This is a genomic window from Pseudoruminococcus sp. (genome assembly GCF_047012705.1).
Classification (GTDB): Bacteria; Bacillota; Clostridia; order Oscillospirales; family Acutalibacteraceae; genus Pseudoruminococcus.
Genome location: NZ_JBKXNW010000011.1, coordinates 67,345 through 82,896, shown reverse-complemented (window position 1 = coordinate 82,896; position 15,552 = coordinate 67,345). Strand labels below are relative to the sequence as shown.

The 15,552-nt window shown below is 36.1% G+C and carries 13 protein-coding genes, 1 CRISPR repeat array and 1 other annotated feature (1 of these 15 only partly in view); all 13 genes read left to right on the top strand.

The features are described 5' to 3' along the window. Nucleotides 1-48 precede the first annotated feature (48 nt). The 13 genes from ACLU24_RS11305 (at nt 49) to cas2 (ending at nt 12,902) form a co-directional block, all read left to right on the top strand. A complete protein-coding gene (locus ACLU24_RS11305) occupies nt 49-246 on the top strand; it encodes a hypothetical protein (protein ID WP_412612723.1) in 198 nt (65 codons plus the stop codon). Between the two features lie 136 nt (nt 247-382). Continuing rightward, nucleotides 383-559 carry a DUF4250 domain-containing protein gene (locus ACLU24_RS11300; RefSeq protein WP_412612722.1) on the top strand — a complete coding sequence of 59 codons (177 nt, stop codon included), beginning with the start codon at nt 383-385 and terminating at the stop codon, nt 557-559. Nucleotides 560-625: 66 nt separating this feature from the next. Continuing rightward, a complete protein-coding gene (locus ACLU24_RS11295; RefSeq protein WP_412612721.1) occupies nt 626-1,234 on the top strand; it encodes an acyl-CoA thioester hydrolase/BAAT C-terminal domain-containing protein in 609 nt (202 codons plus the stop codon). Nucleotides 1,235-1,254: 20 nt separating this feature from the next. Continuing rightward, complete coding sequence (locus ACLU24_RS11290) at nt 1,255-2,055, top strand: SDR family NAD(P)-dependent oxidoreductase (RefSeq protein ID WP_412612720.1); 801 nt, start codon at nt 1,255-1,257, stop codon at nt 2,053-2,055. A 504-nt stretch (nt 2,056-2,559) separates the two neighbouring features. Beyond that, nucleotides 2,560-2,773, top strand: a binding site (T-box leader). Between the two features lie 41 nt (nt 2,774-2,814). Beyond that, nucleotides 2,815-4,014 carry a threonine ammonia-lyase gene (gene ilvA / locus ACLU24_RS11285; protein ID WP_412612719.1) on the top strand — a complete coding sequence of 400 codons (1,200 nt, stop codon included), beginning with the start codon at nt 2,815-2,817 and terminating at the stop codon, nt 4,012-4,014. A 28-nt stretch (nt 4,015-4,042) separates the two neighbouring features. Continuing rightward, the gene (locus ACLU24_RS11280; RefSeq protein WP_022265660.1) at nt 4,043-4,417 is read left to right on the top strand and encodes a RidA family protein; all 375 of its coding nucleotides are present in this window, start codon (nt 4,043-4,045) and stop codon (nt 4,415-4,417) included. 352 nt (nt 4,418-4,769) lie between these two features. After that, nucleotides 4,770-7,160: a CRISPR-associated helicase Cas3' gene (gene cas3, locus ACLU24_RS11275; RefSeq protein WP_412612717.1), complete on the top strand. Its 2,391-nt coding sequence runs from the start codon at nt 4,770-4,772 to the stop codon at nt 7,158-7,160. 227 nt (nt 7,161-7,387) lie between these two features. Further along, nucleotides 7,388-8,146 carry a type I-C CRISPR-associated protein Cas5c gene (gene cas5c, locus ACLU24_RS11270; protein WP_412612716.1) on the top strand — a complete coding sequence of 253 codons (759 nt, stop codon included), beginning with the start codon at nt 7,388-7,390 and terminating at the stop codon, nt 8,144-8,146. Beyond that, nucleotides 8,130-10,058, top strand: a complete 1,929-nt coding sequence (cas8c, locus tag ACLU24_RS11265) for a type I-C CRISPR-associated protein Cas8c/Csd1 (protein WP_412612714.1) — start codon at nt 8,130-8,132, stop codon at nt 10,056-10,058. Before cas5c ends, cas8c begins: the two co-directional genes overlap by 17 nt. A gap of 2 nt (nt 10,059-10,060) precedes the next feature. Further along, nucleotides 10,061-10,909 carry a type I-C CRISPR-associated protein Cas7/Csd2 gene (gene cas7c / locus ACLU24_RS11260; RefSeq protein WP_412612713.1) on the top strand — a complete coding sequence of 283 codons (849 nt, stop codon included), beginning with the start codon at nt 10,061-10,063 and terminating at the stop codon, nt 10,907-10,909. Further along, nucleotides 10,906-11,565, top strand: a complete 660-nt coding sequence (gene cas4, locus ACLU24_RS11255; RefSeq protein WP_412612711.1) for a CRISPR-associated protein Cas4 — start codon at nt 10,906-10,908, stop codon at nt 11,563-11,565. The genes cas7c and cas4 overlap by 4 nt, the downstream gene beginning before the upstream one ends. 3 nt (nt 11,566-11,568) lie before the next feature. Then, nucleotides 11,569-12,600: a type I-C CRISPR-associated endonuclease Cas1c gene (cas1c, locus tag ACLU24_RS11250; RefSeq protein WP_412612709.1), complete on the top strand. Its 1,032-nt coding sequence runs from the start codon at nt 11,569-11,571 to the stop codon at nt 12,598-12,600. A gap of 11 nt (nt 12,601-12,611) precedes the next feature. Continuing rightward, the gene (gene cas2 / locus ACLU24_RS11245) at nt 12,612-12,902 is read left to right on the top strand and encodes a CRISPR-associated endonuclease Cas2 (protein WP_412612708.1); all 291 of its coding nucleotides are present in this window, start codon (nt 12,612-12,614) and stop codon (nt 12,900-12,902) included. A 163-nt stretch (nt 12,903-13,065) separates the two neighbouring features. Further along, nucleotides 13,066-15,552: a CRISPR direct-repeat array (repeat unit 33 nt; unit sequence GTCGCTCTCCTCACGGAGAGCGTGGATTGAAAT) (it continues 6,254 nt past the right edge of the window).

The window sequence follows — 15,552 nt, the reverse complement described above, 5'->3', positions numbered from 1 at the left end:
ATTACAAGAAATTTTTTATATATAGTATTTAAGAAAGGAGTTGATAAAATGGAAATCGAAAAGCCGATGTATTATAGTCCATTATTGTTTTTTAAACTTATGGCTCACACACTTTCGCCGAATCCACAGATTCGCCGTGCAGCAATGATTGCATTAACTAAGGTTGCAAAGGACTATCTCGGCACCTACTTTAAGATGTCAGTTACACCTGCGTTACCTCAGCCTAAGACAGTAGATTCAAAATAAAATAAATTTATTTTATAGAAATCGAACGCATATCCGCTTGGATATGCGTTTTCTGATTTGTAAGATTTATTTCTTGATTTGTGGGCGTGTTTGTTGTATAATAAACTGCATAAAAAGAAAATGGGAGAATGATAAAATGTCACTGCCTAATGACCCGATGATTTTATTATCGTATGTAAATACTCAATTAAGAGATTTTTACCCATCTCTTGAGGAATTCGCAAAGACTAATAGTATAGATACTGATACTATCAAAGAAAAGCTTTCAATAATAGGATATGAATATAATGCAGAATTAAACCGTTTTATTTAAAGATTGCTACAAAAATGTGGCTTTAAAGCTAAGTTAGCTATTGCTAACTTAGAAAGGGAGATAAAATTGAAGCATAAAAGTTTTAGTATGGAAAAAGACGGCTTTGTAGGGCATTTAGCGGAAACTGATGAAAATTCAGATACCGCAGTCATAGTTATAATGGGCGGAGAAAAAAGCGTTTTACCAGCAATTAAAGTTGCCGAGCGTTTCGCTGAATATGGAATTGTTGGTTTAGCTGTTTCACTTTATGATGCTGAGGGTTTGCCCAAGAGTGTTGATAGGATTCCACTTGATATGTTTAAATGTGCAATTTCTTATCTTAAAAATGAATTGAAAATAAAGAAAGTTTCAATTTATGGAATGTCTATGGGAAGTCTTTTTGCGGCAATGACTGCCATAAATATTGGTGAAGTTGATTCTGTTATTATGGTTTCACCGTCACACACAATATTTGAGGGAAGCGACAGTAAAAAACATATGACAGGTCATAATATGATGACCTACAACGAAAAAGAATTTTCGGTTGTAAAGCAAGATTTTGAAAACAACGCTATGAGGCAAGCTTTTAATGATGCTTATAAGGACAAAAAACTTGAAGAAAATGCCTCTATTTCGATAGAAAAGATAAAGGTAAGAAATTATAAAATGGATAAAGGCATAGAATGTTATAAATAATTTTTAAAGGAGATGCTTATATGGGTTTCTTAGCAGGTAAAACAGCAATTATTACTGGAGCGGGCAGAGCTGTTCTTTCTGATGGCAGTTGTGGTTCTATCGGGTATGGTATTGCAACAGCTTATGCAAAGGAAGGTGCTAATCTTGTTATCACAGGCAGAAATATAGAAAAACTAAATGCTGCAAAAGAAGAACTTGAGAGTAAATATTCTATTAAGGTACTTGCGGTTCAGGCAGATATTTGTGCAGGTGCAGATAATGAAACTATTGCAAAAAATACTGTAAAAAAAGCTATTGATGAATTCGGAAGAATTGATGTTCTTATAAATAATGCACAGGCTTCTGCTTCTGGAATTACTCTTGCTGAACATACAACAGAACAATTCAATCTTGCTTTATATTCTGGACTTTATGCAACATTTTACTATATGAAAGCGTGTTATCCATATCTTTGTGAAACTAAAGGCTCTGTTATAAATTTTGCATCTGGTGCTGGTATTTCAGGTAACTTCGGACAATGCTCATATGCTGCTGCAAAGGAAGGTATTCGTGGGCTTAGTCGAGTAGCGGCTACTGAATGGAGTAAGGACGGTATAAATGTAAATATTATTTGTCCGCTTGCATGGACTGCACAGCTTGAAAAATTTAAGAGTGAATTTCCAGAGGCGTATGAAAAGAATGTGAAAACACCTCCGATGGGACATTTTGCAAATCCTGAAACAGAGATTGGCAGGGTTTGTGTTCAGCTTGCCTCGCCTGATTTTAAGTATATGACAGGTGAAACTCTTACCCTTCAAGGTGGTACTGGTCTTCGTCCTTAAAATTTAAGTTAAATGACAGCGATAAGTTCGTAATAGCTTTGAAAGTTATTAAGTTCAAAATTATTATGAACATTTTTCTTTTAGGAAAATAGTTATTGAAAGGGTCAGATGCAGGGGCGAACTTGTTTGTCTGTTCGGTAGTTTGTTACTAACGAAAGTATTAAGCGGCGGATAAAATTCGCCGCTCAAAGGGCAAAGAATGTTAAGGGCGTTGCCCTTAAAACCCATGGGGGACTCCGTCCCTCGACCCTGCAAGCTTTTGAAAAAGCTTGAGCAAAACTTTTAAGTGTTTTTGGGGAGGATAACTTATTTGAACGATAGTTTATTGACAATTTTTCTTATCCATATGAGCGAGACTTGTCGAGCGATTCCGCGTCTTGGGTGAGGAAACACTCCGCCACGTTGTTAAGAGTGACATATTCTATATGAAAAGTCAAAAAATGTTCGGCGAAAAATATTCGCATAATTCTCTTGACTTTTCAGAAGAAAAGCGGTATATATTATATATAAGCTTTGATAGGGAACGGTATTGTGGTTATCCTGTTTCAGAGAGCTGTCGTTTGGTGTAAGACAGTACAGAGCCATTTTACAAATCACCCTTGAGCTTGTCGCTGAACATCTTAACAGATAAGTAGGAGGATACGGTTTCTCACCGTTATTTGAGAGTACATTTTTTGATGTATTAAAAGGTGGTATAGCGAATTATTTCGTCCTTTTAAAGGACGATTTTTTTTATTTTATGCTTAAGGAGAAATTATAATGCTGACACTTGACAAAATCTATCACGCTTCATATGTTCTTAAAGAGGTTATCCGTCCAACAGATATGATTAAAGCCACTAATCTTTCAGATGATTGCAATATCTATCTCAAAACAGAAAACTTACAGGTAACAGGCTCATTTAAGGTTCGTGGTGCTTATTATAAGATTTCACAGCTTTCTGAAGAAGAAAAGGCAAAAGGCGTTATTGCTTGTTCAGCAGGAAACCATGCACAGGGTGTTGCACTTGCAGCTGCAAAAAATCATATTAAGTCACTTATCTGTATTCCAAGCGGTGCGCCTATTTCTAAGGTTGAGGCAACAAAGGGCTATGGAGCTGAGGTATGTCTTGTAAATGGTACTTATGATGATGCTCACGATAAGGCAGTCGAGCTTCAGAAGGAAAGCGGAGCTACATTTATTCACCCTTTTGATGACGAACAGGTTATTGCGGGACAGGGAACAATTGGCCTTGAAATCTTAGACCAGCTTCCTGACCTTGATGCAGTTATCGTTCCTATCGGTGGCGGCGGACTTATCAGCGGCGTTGCATTTGCTATTAAGCAACTTCGTCCTGATGTAAAGGTTTACGGCGTACAATCCGCAGGTGCTCCATCAATGTATCTTTCAGTTGCTCACGATAAAATAGAAACTTTGCCTGGTGTAAATACAATTTCTGATGGTATCGCTGTTAAGACGCCTGGTGATAATACATTTGAAATCTGTAAGCAGTATGTTGATGAAATTATGACTGTAACCGATGATGAGGTTGCAACAGCTATACTTACACTTATGGAGAAACAAAAGCTTGTAGCTGAAGGTGCAGGCGCAGTATCAGTTGCAGCAGCTTTATTTAATAAGTTCCCGATTAAGGGCAAGAATGTTGTATGCCTTGTTTCAGGCGGTAATATAGATGTTACAATTCTTTCCCGTGTTATCAATCGCGGCCTTAAAATGACAGGCAGAGTAGTTGATATTACACTTGAGCTTACTGATAAGCCAGGAGAACTTCAGAATGTTTCTAAGATTATTGCAGATCTTGGTGCAAATGTAGTTTCGGTAAACCACGACAGAGCAGAAATCAACAGCGACATTAATTCCTGCTATCTCAGACTTTCTATGGAAACTCGTGACCATGGACATATTTTAGCTATTAAGAAAGCTCTTAAAGAGCATGGATATAATATCATTAACGGATAAATTATTTATTTGAAAGGAAGTTTTTATTATGGCAGAAAAAGTTTACACAAAGAATGCACCTGATGCAATCGGTCCTTACACACAGGCTATCAAGACAAACGGTTTCGTATTTACATCAGGACAAATCGCAATCAATCCACAGACAGGCAATGTTGAGGCAACAACAATCGAAGGACAGACCGAACAGGTTATGAAAAACCTCGGAGCAATTCTTGCAGAGGCAGGAAGTTCCTTTGATAAAGCGGTTAAGACAGTATGCTTCTTAGCTGATATGGGAGATTTTGCAGCATTTAACGAGATTTATGGCAAGTATTTCACAAGCAAGCCGGCTCGTTCATGTGTTGCAGTTAAGACGCTTCCAAAGAATGTTCTTGTAGAAGTAGAAGTTATAGCTGAGGCTTAATCAACTTAATATTTGATTTTAAGATGATTTCAAAAAGTGTAGCAAAGAAATTTGCTACACTTTTTTGTTATGCGGAAAAATGATTATTGCTTAATAATGAAGATTTGTTAACTTGAATCACAGATATTAATAAATAAGAGGTATTTTCAAAAGTACTAATTTTTAAAAAGAAAAAGTTTTGTATAATACTATACAACTTTAACAAAAAATAATTAAATGGTTTACAATTATATTTATATCTGTTATAATAACTATATCGAATTTACATATGTTTTGCTGAAATTTGTGAATTAAATAGAATCTGATATATACCTTTCAAAATAAATAATTAAGAAAGATTGGAGAAAGCTATATGGAATATGCAGCACATTTTACAGAGGACGGAAGATTACAAACTGTTAAAGAACATCTTATTGGTGTAGCCGAAAGAGGTAAAAAGGATTCTGAACTTATAAATATGCCAAACCTTTATTATCTTTCAGCAATTTTGCACGATATGGGTAAAAACACTGCTCGCAGTGATGAATATCAAAGGACGGTTGGTTCAGGTGGTGAATGGAGTAAAGGTAAGGTTGTACATTCAAATTGCGGTGGAAGATATATCTATGAAAAATTTATAAAGAACAATGATTCTGACAAAACAGATGAGTATACTGCTGAGATTATTTCTTCGGTTATTATGTCACATCATGGTTTGTTTGATTTTGATTATCCTAAATCAGGCAAAGAAAATGGCTTTGTTACAAAAATAAATAATACAAACTACGATTACGATGAATGTAAAAAACTTACACTTGATGAGGTTATAAGCGAAAAGGAAATTGAAAAGCTTTATCTCAATGCTAAAAAGGAAGTTGATGAATTTCTAAAGTTTTGCAGTAAAAATGAAGACAAAAGAAAAGATGACGAATCTCCAGAAAGGATTAAGCTATTTAATTTCTCTTTGTTGATAAGAATGTTACTTTCGATATTAGTTGATTCTGACCATTCTGATACTGCGGAGTTTGTTAACCGGATAGAGCGACCTAAACTGTACGGAGATGCAGAACTGTGGGAGAAGTGCTGCGATTACTTTGAAGAAAAGATTAAGTTATTTAATAAAGATACTGAACTCAATAAAATAAGAGCAGAAATATCTGATAAGGCATTAGCTTATTCGGAAAATTCTGAAAATATCGTAAGAATGACTGTTCCAACAGGTGGTGGAAAGACTATAAGCTCACTAAGATATGCCATTCATCATGCTAAAAAATTTAATAAGAACAGAATTTTTTATGTCGCTCCGTTTAATTCCATACTTGAACAGAATTATAATGAAATAAAATCTTTTTTGCCTGATGATGTTTCTGTTTTACCACATTTCGGAGATATGCTTGATTGTAATTATAGCGAAAGTTTAGCTACTGAACAAAATATTAAATATATGAGTGAAAATTGGAATTCTTATGTTGTGGCTACATCAATGGTGCAGTTTTTAAATTCTCTTTTTGATGGAAAAATAAGTTCAATAAGAAGAATGAGAGGTCTTATAAATTCGGTAATTATTATAGACGAGGTGCAGTCTATTCCATATGAATTTATTAGGTTATTTAATATGGCAATGGAATTTCTTGCTTATGTATGTAATTGTACGATTGTTTTATGTACAGCAACACAACCGCCTTTTGAGGTTATGAATTATTGTTTAAGGCTTGATGAAAGTTGTGAAATGATAAACGGTTTTGAAGATTACAGCGAAAAAATGAGGCGTACAAGAATTATAGATAAAACAATTTCAGGAGGCTATACTGCTGATAATGTTGCTGATTTTTTACATTTGCTTTCAGAAGATTGCCGAACTATTCTTTGCATAGTTAATACAAAAAAAGCGGCTTTTGAGGTGTTTAAAAGTGCAAAGAATTTGTTTGAAGATGAAGAAATAATTCTGGTGCATCTTTCAACTAATATGTGTCCTGAACACAGAGCTAATGTTATCAAGAAAATGAAAGATGATATGAAAAAAGGTAAGCGTGTTCTTTGTATAAGTACTCAGCTTATCGAAGCAGGCGTTGATATTTCTTTTGAAACAGTTGTCCGCTCTCTTGCTGGTACAGATAGTATTGTACAGGCGGCAGGCAGATGTAACAGAAATGCTGAAAGAGATATTGGCTATGTTTATATAGTGAATATAAGCAATGAATATGAAAATGTTTCAAGCTTAAAAAGCATACAAAAGGGTAAAAGTGCTACTATTGGTTTGCTTAAACGCATAGAGAAAAAACCAGATGAATATGAGGATTTACTTGATCTGAATGCAATAAAAAAATTTTACATTAATTATTATAGAAATTTTGAAAAGAAAGATTTATATATTAAAGATTTTAAATGCTCAATATTTGAAATGCTTTCCACTAATGAAAAGAGCTCAGACCCATATGGAAATTATGATAAAACCTTGCTTAAAGCAGCTATGAAAACCGCTGGAGAGTGCTTTGAAGTTATAACTGATATAAATGAAACTGTGCTTGTGCCTTATAAAGACGGCAAGGAGATTATTTCTGAGCTTTTATCAGATGGATATAAGGATTATGACGCAATTATAAAAAAGGCTCAGCGATATTTGATAGGATTGCCGAAAAATAAGCTTAAAGACTCTTATATAAGTGTGGATAAAAAAACTGGTATTCGTTTTCTTGCAGACGGATATTATGATGAAATATATGGTTTCTCGGAAAATCCTAATCTGGAATTTTGTTATTTCTAAATAAAAAGCCAAAGTAATAATTTCAATCCACATAGTTAATATATTAACTATGACAAAAAGAGTATAACATAAACTAATTTGTTTTACAAATTGTATTGGCAATTCCCAAAAAACAGATTAGAATATTTTATAATAAGTTTAAATAAATAGAAGAATAAATGAGGTGCTAAAAATGTTTTATTAGAAATACGAAAAAGTAGTCAAATGAATTTTAAAGGAGTGAAAAAATGAAATACAAAAATGAATTTTGTTATAAGGTCTATGGAGATTATGCACTTTTTTCCGACCCTATAACAAGAGTTGGCGGAGAAAAGATGAGCTACCCAATACCTACATATGCAGCTCTTATAGGTATTACGAAAGCTATCTATTTTAAACCGACTTTGCTTTATGTGATTGATTCTGTAAAAGTGCTTAACCAAATTAGAACAGTATCTAAGGGAGTCAGACCAATTAAATACAACAACGGCGGAAATGACCTCTCAATTTATACCTATCTTACTGATGTTGCTTATGCAGTAAAAGGGCATTTTATTTGGAACGAAAATCGTCCCGAATTTACAAACGACAGAAACGAGGACAAGCATTATCAAATACTTAAACGAATGATAAAGCTTGGTGGCAGACGTTCTCCTCAGCTTGGTGTTAGCGAGTGTCCGGCGTATGTTGAGCCTTGTAATTTTGATGAGGAGAAAAGTTGCTATGATGATAGTAACTCGGAAATCTCATTTGGCTTGATGTATCACAGCATAATCTATTGTGATGAGGCTATTAATGAGGAAGACAAGGGTAAGATGACTGTTTGTTTTCATGCACCTGTTATGAAAAATGGACAGATTGATTTTATAAGACCTGAGCAATGCACAATTAAGCGTCATATAAGAGACGCTAAACAGAAAGTTTTTGATACGAAAAAATGTGAGAGTGTTTATACACTTCATACGGAACTATTTGGGGAGGTAGACAAAAATGAGTTGGATAACTGAAACTGCCGCCTTATACGATGAAATCAAGGAAAAGGTTGATGATAGCGATGAAGGGGAACCCCTTCTTCCGCTTTATCATTCTACAAGTAATGCACAGATACAGGTTACTATTTTTAGTGATGGTACATTTTCACACGCAGAAATAGTCGATACTGATGACGCAGAAACTGTAATACCTGTTACGGAAGATTCAAGTTCGAGAAGTTCTGGTATCGCACCACATCCACTTTGTGATAAGCTGATTTATATTGCGGGTGATTACAGCACATATGTTGCAAAAGCTAAAAGTAATGCTGACGAATATTTTGTGGCATATATCAAGGCTTTAAAGGCTTGGGCAGAGTCGGAGTATTCAGATATTTATATTACAGCTATATACGATTATCTAAGTAAAAGAATGCTTATAAACGACCTTATAGGCGATGGAATACTGAAACTAAAAGGTGCTGTTCTTGATGAAGAATATAAAATAACAAAATCAGCAAAGCAAATAGAGGCGTTTGTACGCTTTGTTGTCAATGATTTAGATTCAGGTGAAAATATAAAGGTTTGGAAAAGCAAGGCACTTTTTGATAAATACATAGCTTATTATGAATTTTTGGGTAAAGAAAGAGATTGCCAGCTTTGTTATGCAAGCGGAAAAATCGTTCCTGTAACATATAAACATATGGCTAAAGTCCGAAATGCAGGTGATAAGGCTAAACTTATTTCTTCAAACGATGAATCAAATTTTACTTATAAAGGTAGATTTGCAAATAAAGAAGAGGCTTTTGCGGTAGGTGAAATTGTAAGTCAGAAAGCTCATCTTGCTTTAAGATGGCTTATTAAAACTGGTGGTATAAGTGTTGGTGATGAAAAATATGTTGCATGGGAAAGCCGTCTGAATGAAATACCAAATGTGTTTGGTAGAATAGTGCTTGATGAAAGCAAAAATTTTAGCTCTTTTATAAAGGATAAAGACGATAAGGTTTATGCAAAGACGGCAGAGCAGTATAAGAATATAATTGAAATGGCAATTAAGGGATATAAAAGAAATTTGAATTTCGATTCTAAGGTTATTCTTATGGCATTAGATTCTGCTACACCTGGCAGGCTTTCGATTATTATGTATCAGGAACTTACATCTACCGATTTTTATAAAAATATTCAAGAATGGTATAGTAAAGTATACTGGCATAGTTGCTATAAGACAAGCGATGGTGAAGTTATACATTGTGTACAGACACCTACCCTTGTCGAGATTGCAAGATGTGCTTATGGCAACGAAAGAGATGGAGAGCTTATTATTGATTATAAATCTGGTATTTTTAAGACTGTAATTAAGCAAATCTATCCTTGCATTACTCTTGGGGCAAGATTTCCGGAGAACATACTGAAAAGAATTTTTACAAGAGCCTCAAACCCTCAGCTTTATAGTGAACAAAACAACTGGAAAAGGGTTCTTGATGTCTGCTGTGCATTATATAGAAAATATTATGATAGAAAATATTATGAAGGTGAAGGAGTTGAACTTACTATGGAACTTGATAGAAGTTACAATGATAGGAGCTATCTTTATGGTAGACTTATGGCTGTTGCTGAGAAGCTTGAAACTGATACATATGATGATAACGAGGCAAGAATGACTAATGCGGCAAGATTTATGAGCTCGGTTATTGCATCTCCGTGTAAGTCTTGGGGAAATGTTCGTAAAAGACTTGACCCATATATGAAAAGAATAATAAACAAAAATTATGGTCTTTATGTTTATTATCAGAAAGAGCTTGGAGAAATACATAATATGTTTAAAGCTGGAGAATATGAAATGAAAAAGCCTCTGGAGCCTTTATTCTTTATGGGCTATTACGGCGAACAACAATATCTTTATACATCAAGAAAAAACAAAAATGATGATAACAAGGAGGATTTATAATTATGTCAGTATTTAATAACAAGGTGGATTTTGTAGCTTTTATTTCCGTTAGTCATGCAAACCCTAATGGTGACCCAATCAATGGTAATCGTCCGAGAGATACAATGGAAGGTTTTGGGGAGATTTCTGATGTCTGCATTAAGCGTAAAATAAGAAACAGACTTCAGGATATGGGTGAGTGTGTGTTTGTGCAATCAGACGAGCGTAGCGACGATGGTTGTAAGAGCCTTAAAGAACGAGCAGATAGTTATGAGGAATTGAAAAAGCTTTCAAAGGGTAAGGAAACAGGCAAAGATGCTTTTGCTAAATTGGCTTGCGAAAAATGGATTGATGTAAGAAGCTTCGGACAGGTTTTTGCTTTTAAAGGTGATACTGTTTCAGTAGGTGTAAGAGGCCCTGTTACTATTCAACCTGCATTTAGTCTTGAACCAGTCGAAATCGAAGATATACAGATTACTAAGAGTGTTAATAGTGAAAGCAAGTCGGGTAAGGCATCTGATACAATGGGTATGAAACATAGAGTCAAGTTTGGCATATATGTATTAAAAGGGAGCATCAACTGCCAGCTTGCAGAAAAGACAGGCTTCACAGAAGAAGACGCTGAGAAGATTAAAAATGCAGTCGCAACACTTTTCGAGAATGACTGTTCCTCGGCTCGTCCTGATGGAACTATGAATATTGAAAAGCTTTTCTGGTTTAAGCATAATTGTAAGTCGGGACAATATTCATCAGCAAAGGTACATAATAGCGTTATCGCAAAGGCTTTGTGTGAAGAGCCTACATCAGCCAAGGATTATGAATTTATATATGATGGAAGTCTTGAAGGCTTAACTCCGGAAGTGATTGAATGACTTATGATGATGACAACATACTGAGTATATCTGGAATACAGCATTTTGTGTTTTGTCGCAGACAATGGGCTTTAATTCATATTGAACAGCAATGGGCAGAAAATTTGCTTACTGTCAGTGGCAAAATTATGCACAATAAGGCTCATGACAACACTTTTTCGGAAACAAGAAACGGTGTAATAGTATCAAGAGGAATGCAGGTTGCTTCATATGAACTTGGAATATTCGGCGAATGTGATGTTGTTGAATTTATTCCGTCTGAGAGCGGTGCATTGCTTTATGATAAGCCTGGAAGATATACTATCATTCCAGTTGAATATAAGCATGGTGAACCAAAGGTATCAGATGCAGATATATTACAGGTTGCTGCACAAGCTTTGTGCCTTGAAGATATGTTTTGTACAAGTATAGATGAAGTACATATATTCTATGGTAAAATAAAACGCAGACAAAGAATAGAACTTACTGATGATATAAGAAATCGCTTAAAAGGTGTAATAGAAGAGATGCATGAGCTTTATAGACGAAAATATACACCTAAAGTTAAGCAAAATAAAAATTGCAAGGCATGTTCACTAAAAGATTTATGCTTGCCAAAGATAACAAAAATAAAAACTGTAAAAAAATATATTTCTGATATGACAAACGAGGATTGAATTATGAAAAAGCTTCTTAATACACTCTATATCAGTTCTCCGGATACATATTTATCACTTGATGGAGAAAATGTTGTTCTATCAAAAGAAAGACAGGAAATAACGAGAGTTCCATTGCACAATATAGAATCAATTGTTACTTTGGGATATAGCGGAATAAGTCCTGCTTTGCTTGGAAAATGTGCTGATAATAGTATAGGTGTTTCATTTCTGAGCAGAAGTGGGAGATTCCTTGCAAATGTGGTGGGGCCATATTGCGGTAATGTGATTCTTAGGAAAACTCAATATAAACTTTCTGATGATGAAAATGCTTGTACTGAAATAGCCAGAAATATGATAGCTGGGAAATTGTATAATTCTCGTTGGGTTATTGAAAGGGCAACTCGTGATTATCCTAATTCGCTTGATATCGATAAACTAAAGAGTGTTTCTGCAAAACTTAAAGATTCAATGGCAAATCTTAATGACTGCAAAAATACTGAACAGCTTAGAGGTATTGAAGGCGAAGCGGCAACAAGATATTTTTCTGTATTTAATGATTTGATTTTACAACAAAAAGATGACTTTGTTTTTAATGGAAGAAATAGAAGACCTCCAACAGACAGAGTTAATGCTTTGTTATCATTTTCATATACATTACTTACAAATATGACAGCTTCGGCTCTTTATTGCGTTGGATTTGACCCATATGTCGGATTTATGCACAAAGATCGTCCCGGAAGAGTATCACTTGCACTTGATATGATAGAAGAACTCAGAGCAGTTTTTGCAGACCGTTTTGTACTTACTGTGATAAATAAAAAAATCGTAAATAAGAATGATTTCTTTATCAAAGAAAATGGAGCAGTCTTACTTAATGATGAGGGTAAAAAGAAAATTATTAAGTCATGGCAGAATAAAAAATCACTTGAAATAAAACATCCATATTTAGAAGAAAAAGTAGAATGGGGTATGGTTCCTTATGTTCAGGCATTGCTTCTTGCAAGATGTCTTAGAGGTGATCTTGATGGTTATCCGCCCTTTATGTGGAAGTAGGTGTCATTTATATGCTTGTGCTTATTACCTATGATGTAAACACGGAAACTGCTGATGGCAAAAAACGCTTGCGTAAGGTTGCAAAAGAATGTGTAAACTACGGAAAAAGAGTTCAAAATTCGGTTTTCGAGTGTGTCATGGATGCAGCAAAATGTAGGCAAGTCAAAGAAAAATTAATAAATATAATAGATGAAAAATCTGATAGCATAAGATTCTATTACCTTGGAAATAACTATAAAACTAAAGTGGAACATTATGGTGTAGATAATACATTTGATGTTGAGGGGGTGTTGTTATTTTAGTGCGAATGGTAAGCTTACATAAATTTACAGGGATATTCGCACTATAAAAAATACAATTTTGCAAGTCTAATGTTAAATTTACTTTTATATATTTGACTATAATTTTGTGAAAAAGTGTAGATATATAGCTAATTTAATGGTAAATATTATGTTGGATTTTGCTGTCGCTCTCCTCACGGAGAGCGTGGATTGAAATTGAAAATACCGCTACAAATAACGAAAGTTTTACCCAGTCGCTCTCCTCACGGAGAGCGTGGATTGAAATAGAATGCCAGTTTTAGTAAGGGTAAATGGTTTTATGTCGCTCTCCTCACGGAGAGCGTGGATTGAAATTTGAATTTGGTGAAACAATCGAAGAAATATTCGTGTCGCTCTCCTCACGGAGAGCGTGGATTGAAATTGAGAAATTTGTTGTTGTTGTGTCATCAATAATACGGTCGCTCTCCTCACGGAGAGCGTGGATTGAAATAAATTAACAGTGTAACTCGTCAAGGCGAGTATAAGTCGCTCTCCTCACGGAGAGCGTGGATTGAAATTAATTTATGTGTTTTAAATTTTATTAAAATTGAAGTCGCTCTCCTCACGGAGAGCGTGGATTGAAATTCAATATAGTGACCAAAGTTTAAAAACTGTTGGCGCTGTCGCTCTCCTCACGGAGAGCGTGGATTGAAATACCAAGACGAAAAAAGCACCGGAAGGACAAAAACAGTCGCTCTCCTCACGGAGAGCGTGGATTGAAATTATCTCGTCAAGTTTCAGCTCCTGACGGACAGCAGTCGCTCTCCTCACGGAGAGCGTGGATTGAAATTTCAGTCCCCCCGCCGGAGGCGAAAAAGAGTTAGAGTCGCTCTCCTCACGGAGAGCGTGGATTGAAATAAGAATTGCTTTTTTGTCATAGCTATCTATTTCAAAGTCGCTCTCCTCACGGAGAGCGTGGATTGAAATACCGTGAACGGTAAAGCCTATACAAAGTCTATAAAAGTCGCTCTCCTCACGGAGAGCGTGGATTGAAATGATTTTGTAAATCACGGTGCTTTACAAAATCTCTGCGTCGCTCTCCTCACGGAGAGCGTGGATTGAAATTGTCAACCGCTTGTTTTTTTAAATTTTTTTTAGCGTCGCTCTCCTCACGGAGAGCGTGGATTGAAATTGAAAATAGCGCTACAAATAACGAAAGTTTTACCCGTCGCTCTCCTCACGGAGAGCGTGGATTGAAATCCACGAAGTGATTATAACCTTGCAGGTGTAGTAAGTCGCTCTCCTCACGGAGAGCGTGGATTGAAATCTCATATAAGATTGCATATATTAAAGAAGACGGCTGTCGCTCTCCTCACGGAGAGCGTGGATTGAAATTCGGAGGTTTACCTTTAAAGCCTCCGCCCATTGCCCGTCGCTCTCCTCACGGAGAGCGTGGATTGAAATAGAACGAGCAATAAGAACCAAAGCAGAACGAGGAGTCGCTCTCCTCACGGAGAGCGTGGATTGAAATTGCTCAAGTGTTCTAATGCGCTCTGTATTTTGTGTGTCGCTCTCCTCACGGAGAGCGTGGATTGAAATGTATTAACTACATTAGGACGAAATGCAAGCTTGCGTCGCTCTCCTCACGGAGAGCGTGGATTGAAATGTATTTAAGAATAGCTATAAGTAGCTCTTAAATGGGGTCGCTCTCCTCACGGAGAGCGTGGATTGAAATATCGTCTACTGATGCGTTTAAACAAAATTTACAAGTCGCTCTCCTCACGGAGAGCGTGGATTGAAATTCACTTTTATAAAATCCGTAAGTATTAAAGATGATGTCGCTCTCCTCACGGAGAGCGTGGATTGAAATTTATCATACTCAAGATGATTAGCTACAAAACTATAAAAGGTCGCTCTCCTCACGGAGAGCGTGGATTGAAATCAGTAAAAATTACCTCTATCGAGACCCCAACCTGTCGCTCTCCTCACGGAGAGCGTGGATTGAAATAAACTGACCTTATGGGTTATGTAATGATTGCCGTAGTCGCTCTCCTCACGGAGAGCGTGGATTGAAATCTGCGACAGATTACAATGATAAAGTTGACGGTGGTCGCTCTCCTCACGGAGAGCGTGGATTGAAATGTCATTTAGTCTATCACTAATGCCGAGTGCGGAATGTCGCTCTCCTCACGGAGAGCGTGGATTGAAATTTTTTTGTTAATTTGAATGTTAGGAATACCAATATGTCGCTCTCCTCACGGAGAGCGTGGATTGAAATTCAATATAGCGACCAAAGTTTAAAAACTGTTGGCACGTCGCTCTCCTCACGGAGAGCGTGGATTGAAATATATTTTAAATCATTTTGAGTACCCATATTATTTGTCGCTCTCCTCACGGAGAGCGTGGATTGAAATTCGTACTTTGCGGTTGGGTGTTTTTACTCTATGGTCGCTCTCCTCACGGAGAGCGTGGATTGAAATATCCTCGTTCTGCTTTGGTTCTTATTGCTCGTTCTGTCGCTCTCCTCACGGAGAGCGTGGATTGAAATTCAATATAGCGACCAAAGTTTAAAAACTGTTGGCACTGGTCGCTCTCCTCACGGAGAGCGTGGATTGAAATACAAAGTCATAACCTACACCGTCAATAGCACGCGTCGCTCTCCTCACGGAGAGCGTGGATTGAAATGCCTGTT

Coding starts and splice junctions, on each gene's coding strand:
- cas7c (WP_412612713.1), top strand. CDS start 10,061: ATGTCAGTATTTAATAACAAGGTGGATTTTGTAGCTTTTATTTCCGTT.
- cas5c (WP_412612716.1), top strand. CDS start 7,388: ATGAAATACAAAAATGAATTTTGTTATAAGGTCTATGGAGATTATGCA.
- ACLU24_RS11290 (WP_412612720.1), top strand. CDS start 1,255: ATGGGTTTCTTAGCAGGTAAAACAGCAATTATTACTGGAGCGGGCAGA.
- ACLU24_RS11280 (WP_022265660.1), top strand. CDS start 4,043: ATGGCAGAAAAAGTTTACACAAAGAATGCACCTGATGCAATCGGTCCT.
- cas2 (WP_412612708.1), top strand. CDS start 12,612: ATGCTTGTGCTTATTACCTATGATGTAAACACGGAAACTGCTGATGGC.
- ilvA (WP_412612719.1), top strand. CDS start 2,815: ATGCTGACACTTGACAAAATCTATCACGCTTCATATGTTCTTAAAGAG.
- cas8c (WP_412612714.1), top strand. CDS start 8,130: ATGAGTTGGATAACTGAAACTGCCGCCTTATACGATGAAATCAAGGAA.
- cas4 (WP_412612711.1), top strand. CDS start 10,906: ATGACTTATGATGATGACAACATACTGAGTATATCTGGAATACAGCAT.
- cas3 (WP_412612717.1), top strand. CDS start 4,770: ATGGAATATGCAGCACATTTTACAGAGGACGGAAGATTACAAACTGTT.
- ACLU24_RS11300 (WP_412612722.1), top strand. CDS start 383: ATGTCACTGCCTAATGACCCGATGATTTTATTATCGTATGTAAATACT.
- cas1c (WP_412612709.1), top strand. CDS start 11,569: ATGAAAAAGCTTCTTAATACACTCTATATCAGTTCTCCGGATACATAT.
- ACLU24_RS11305 (WP_412612723.1), top strand. CDS start 49: ATGGAAATCGAAAAGCCGATGTATTATAGTCCATTATTGTTTTTTAAA.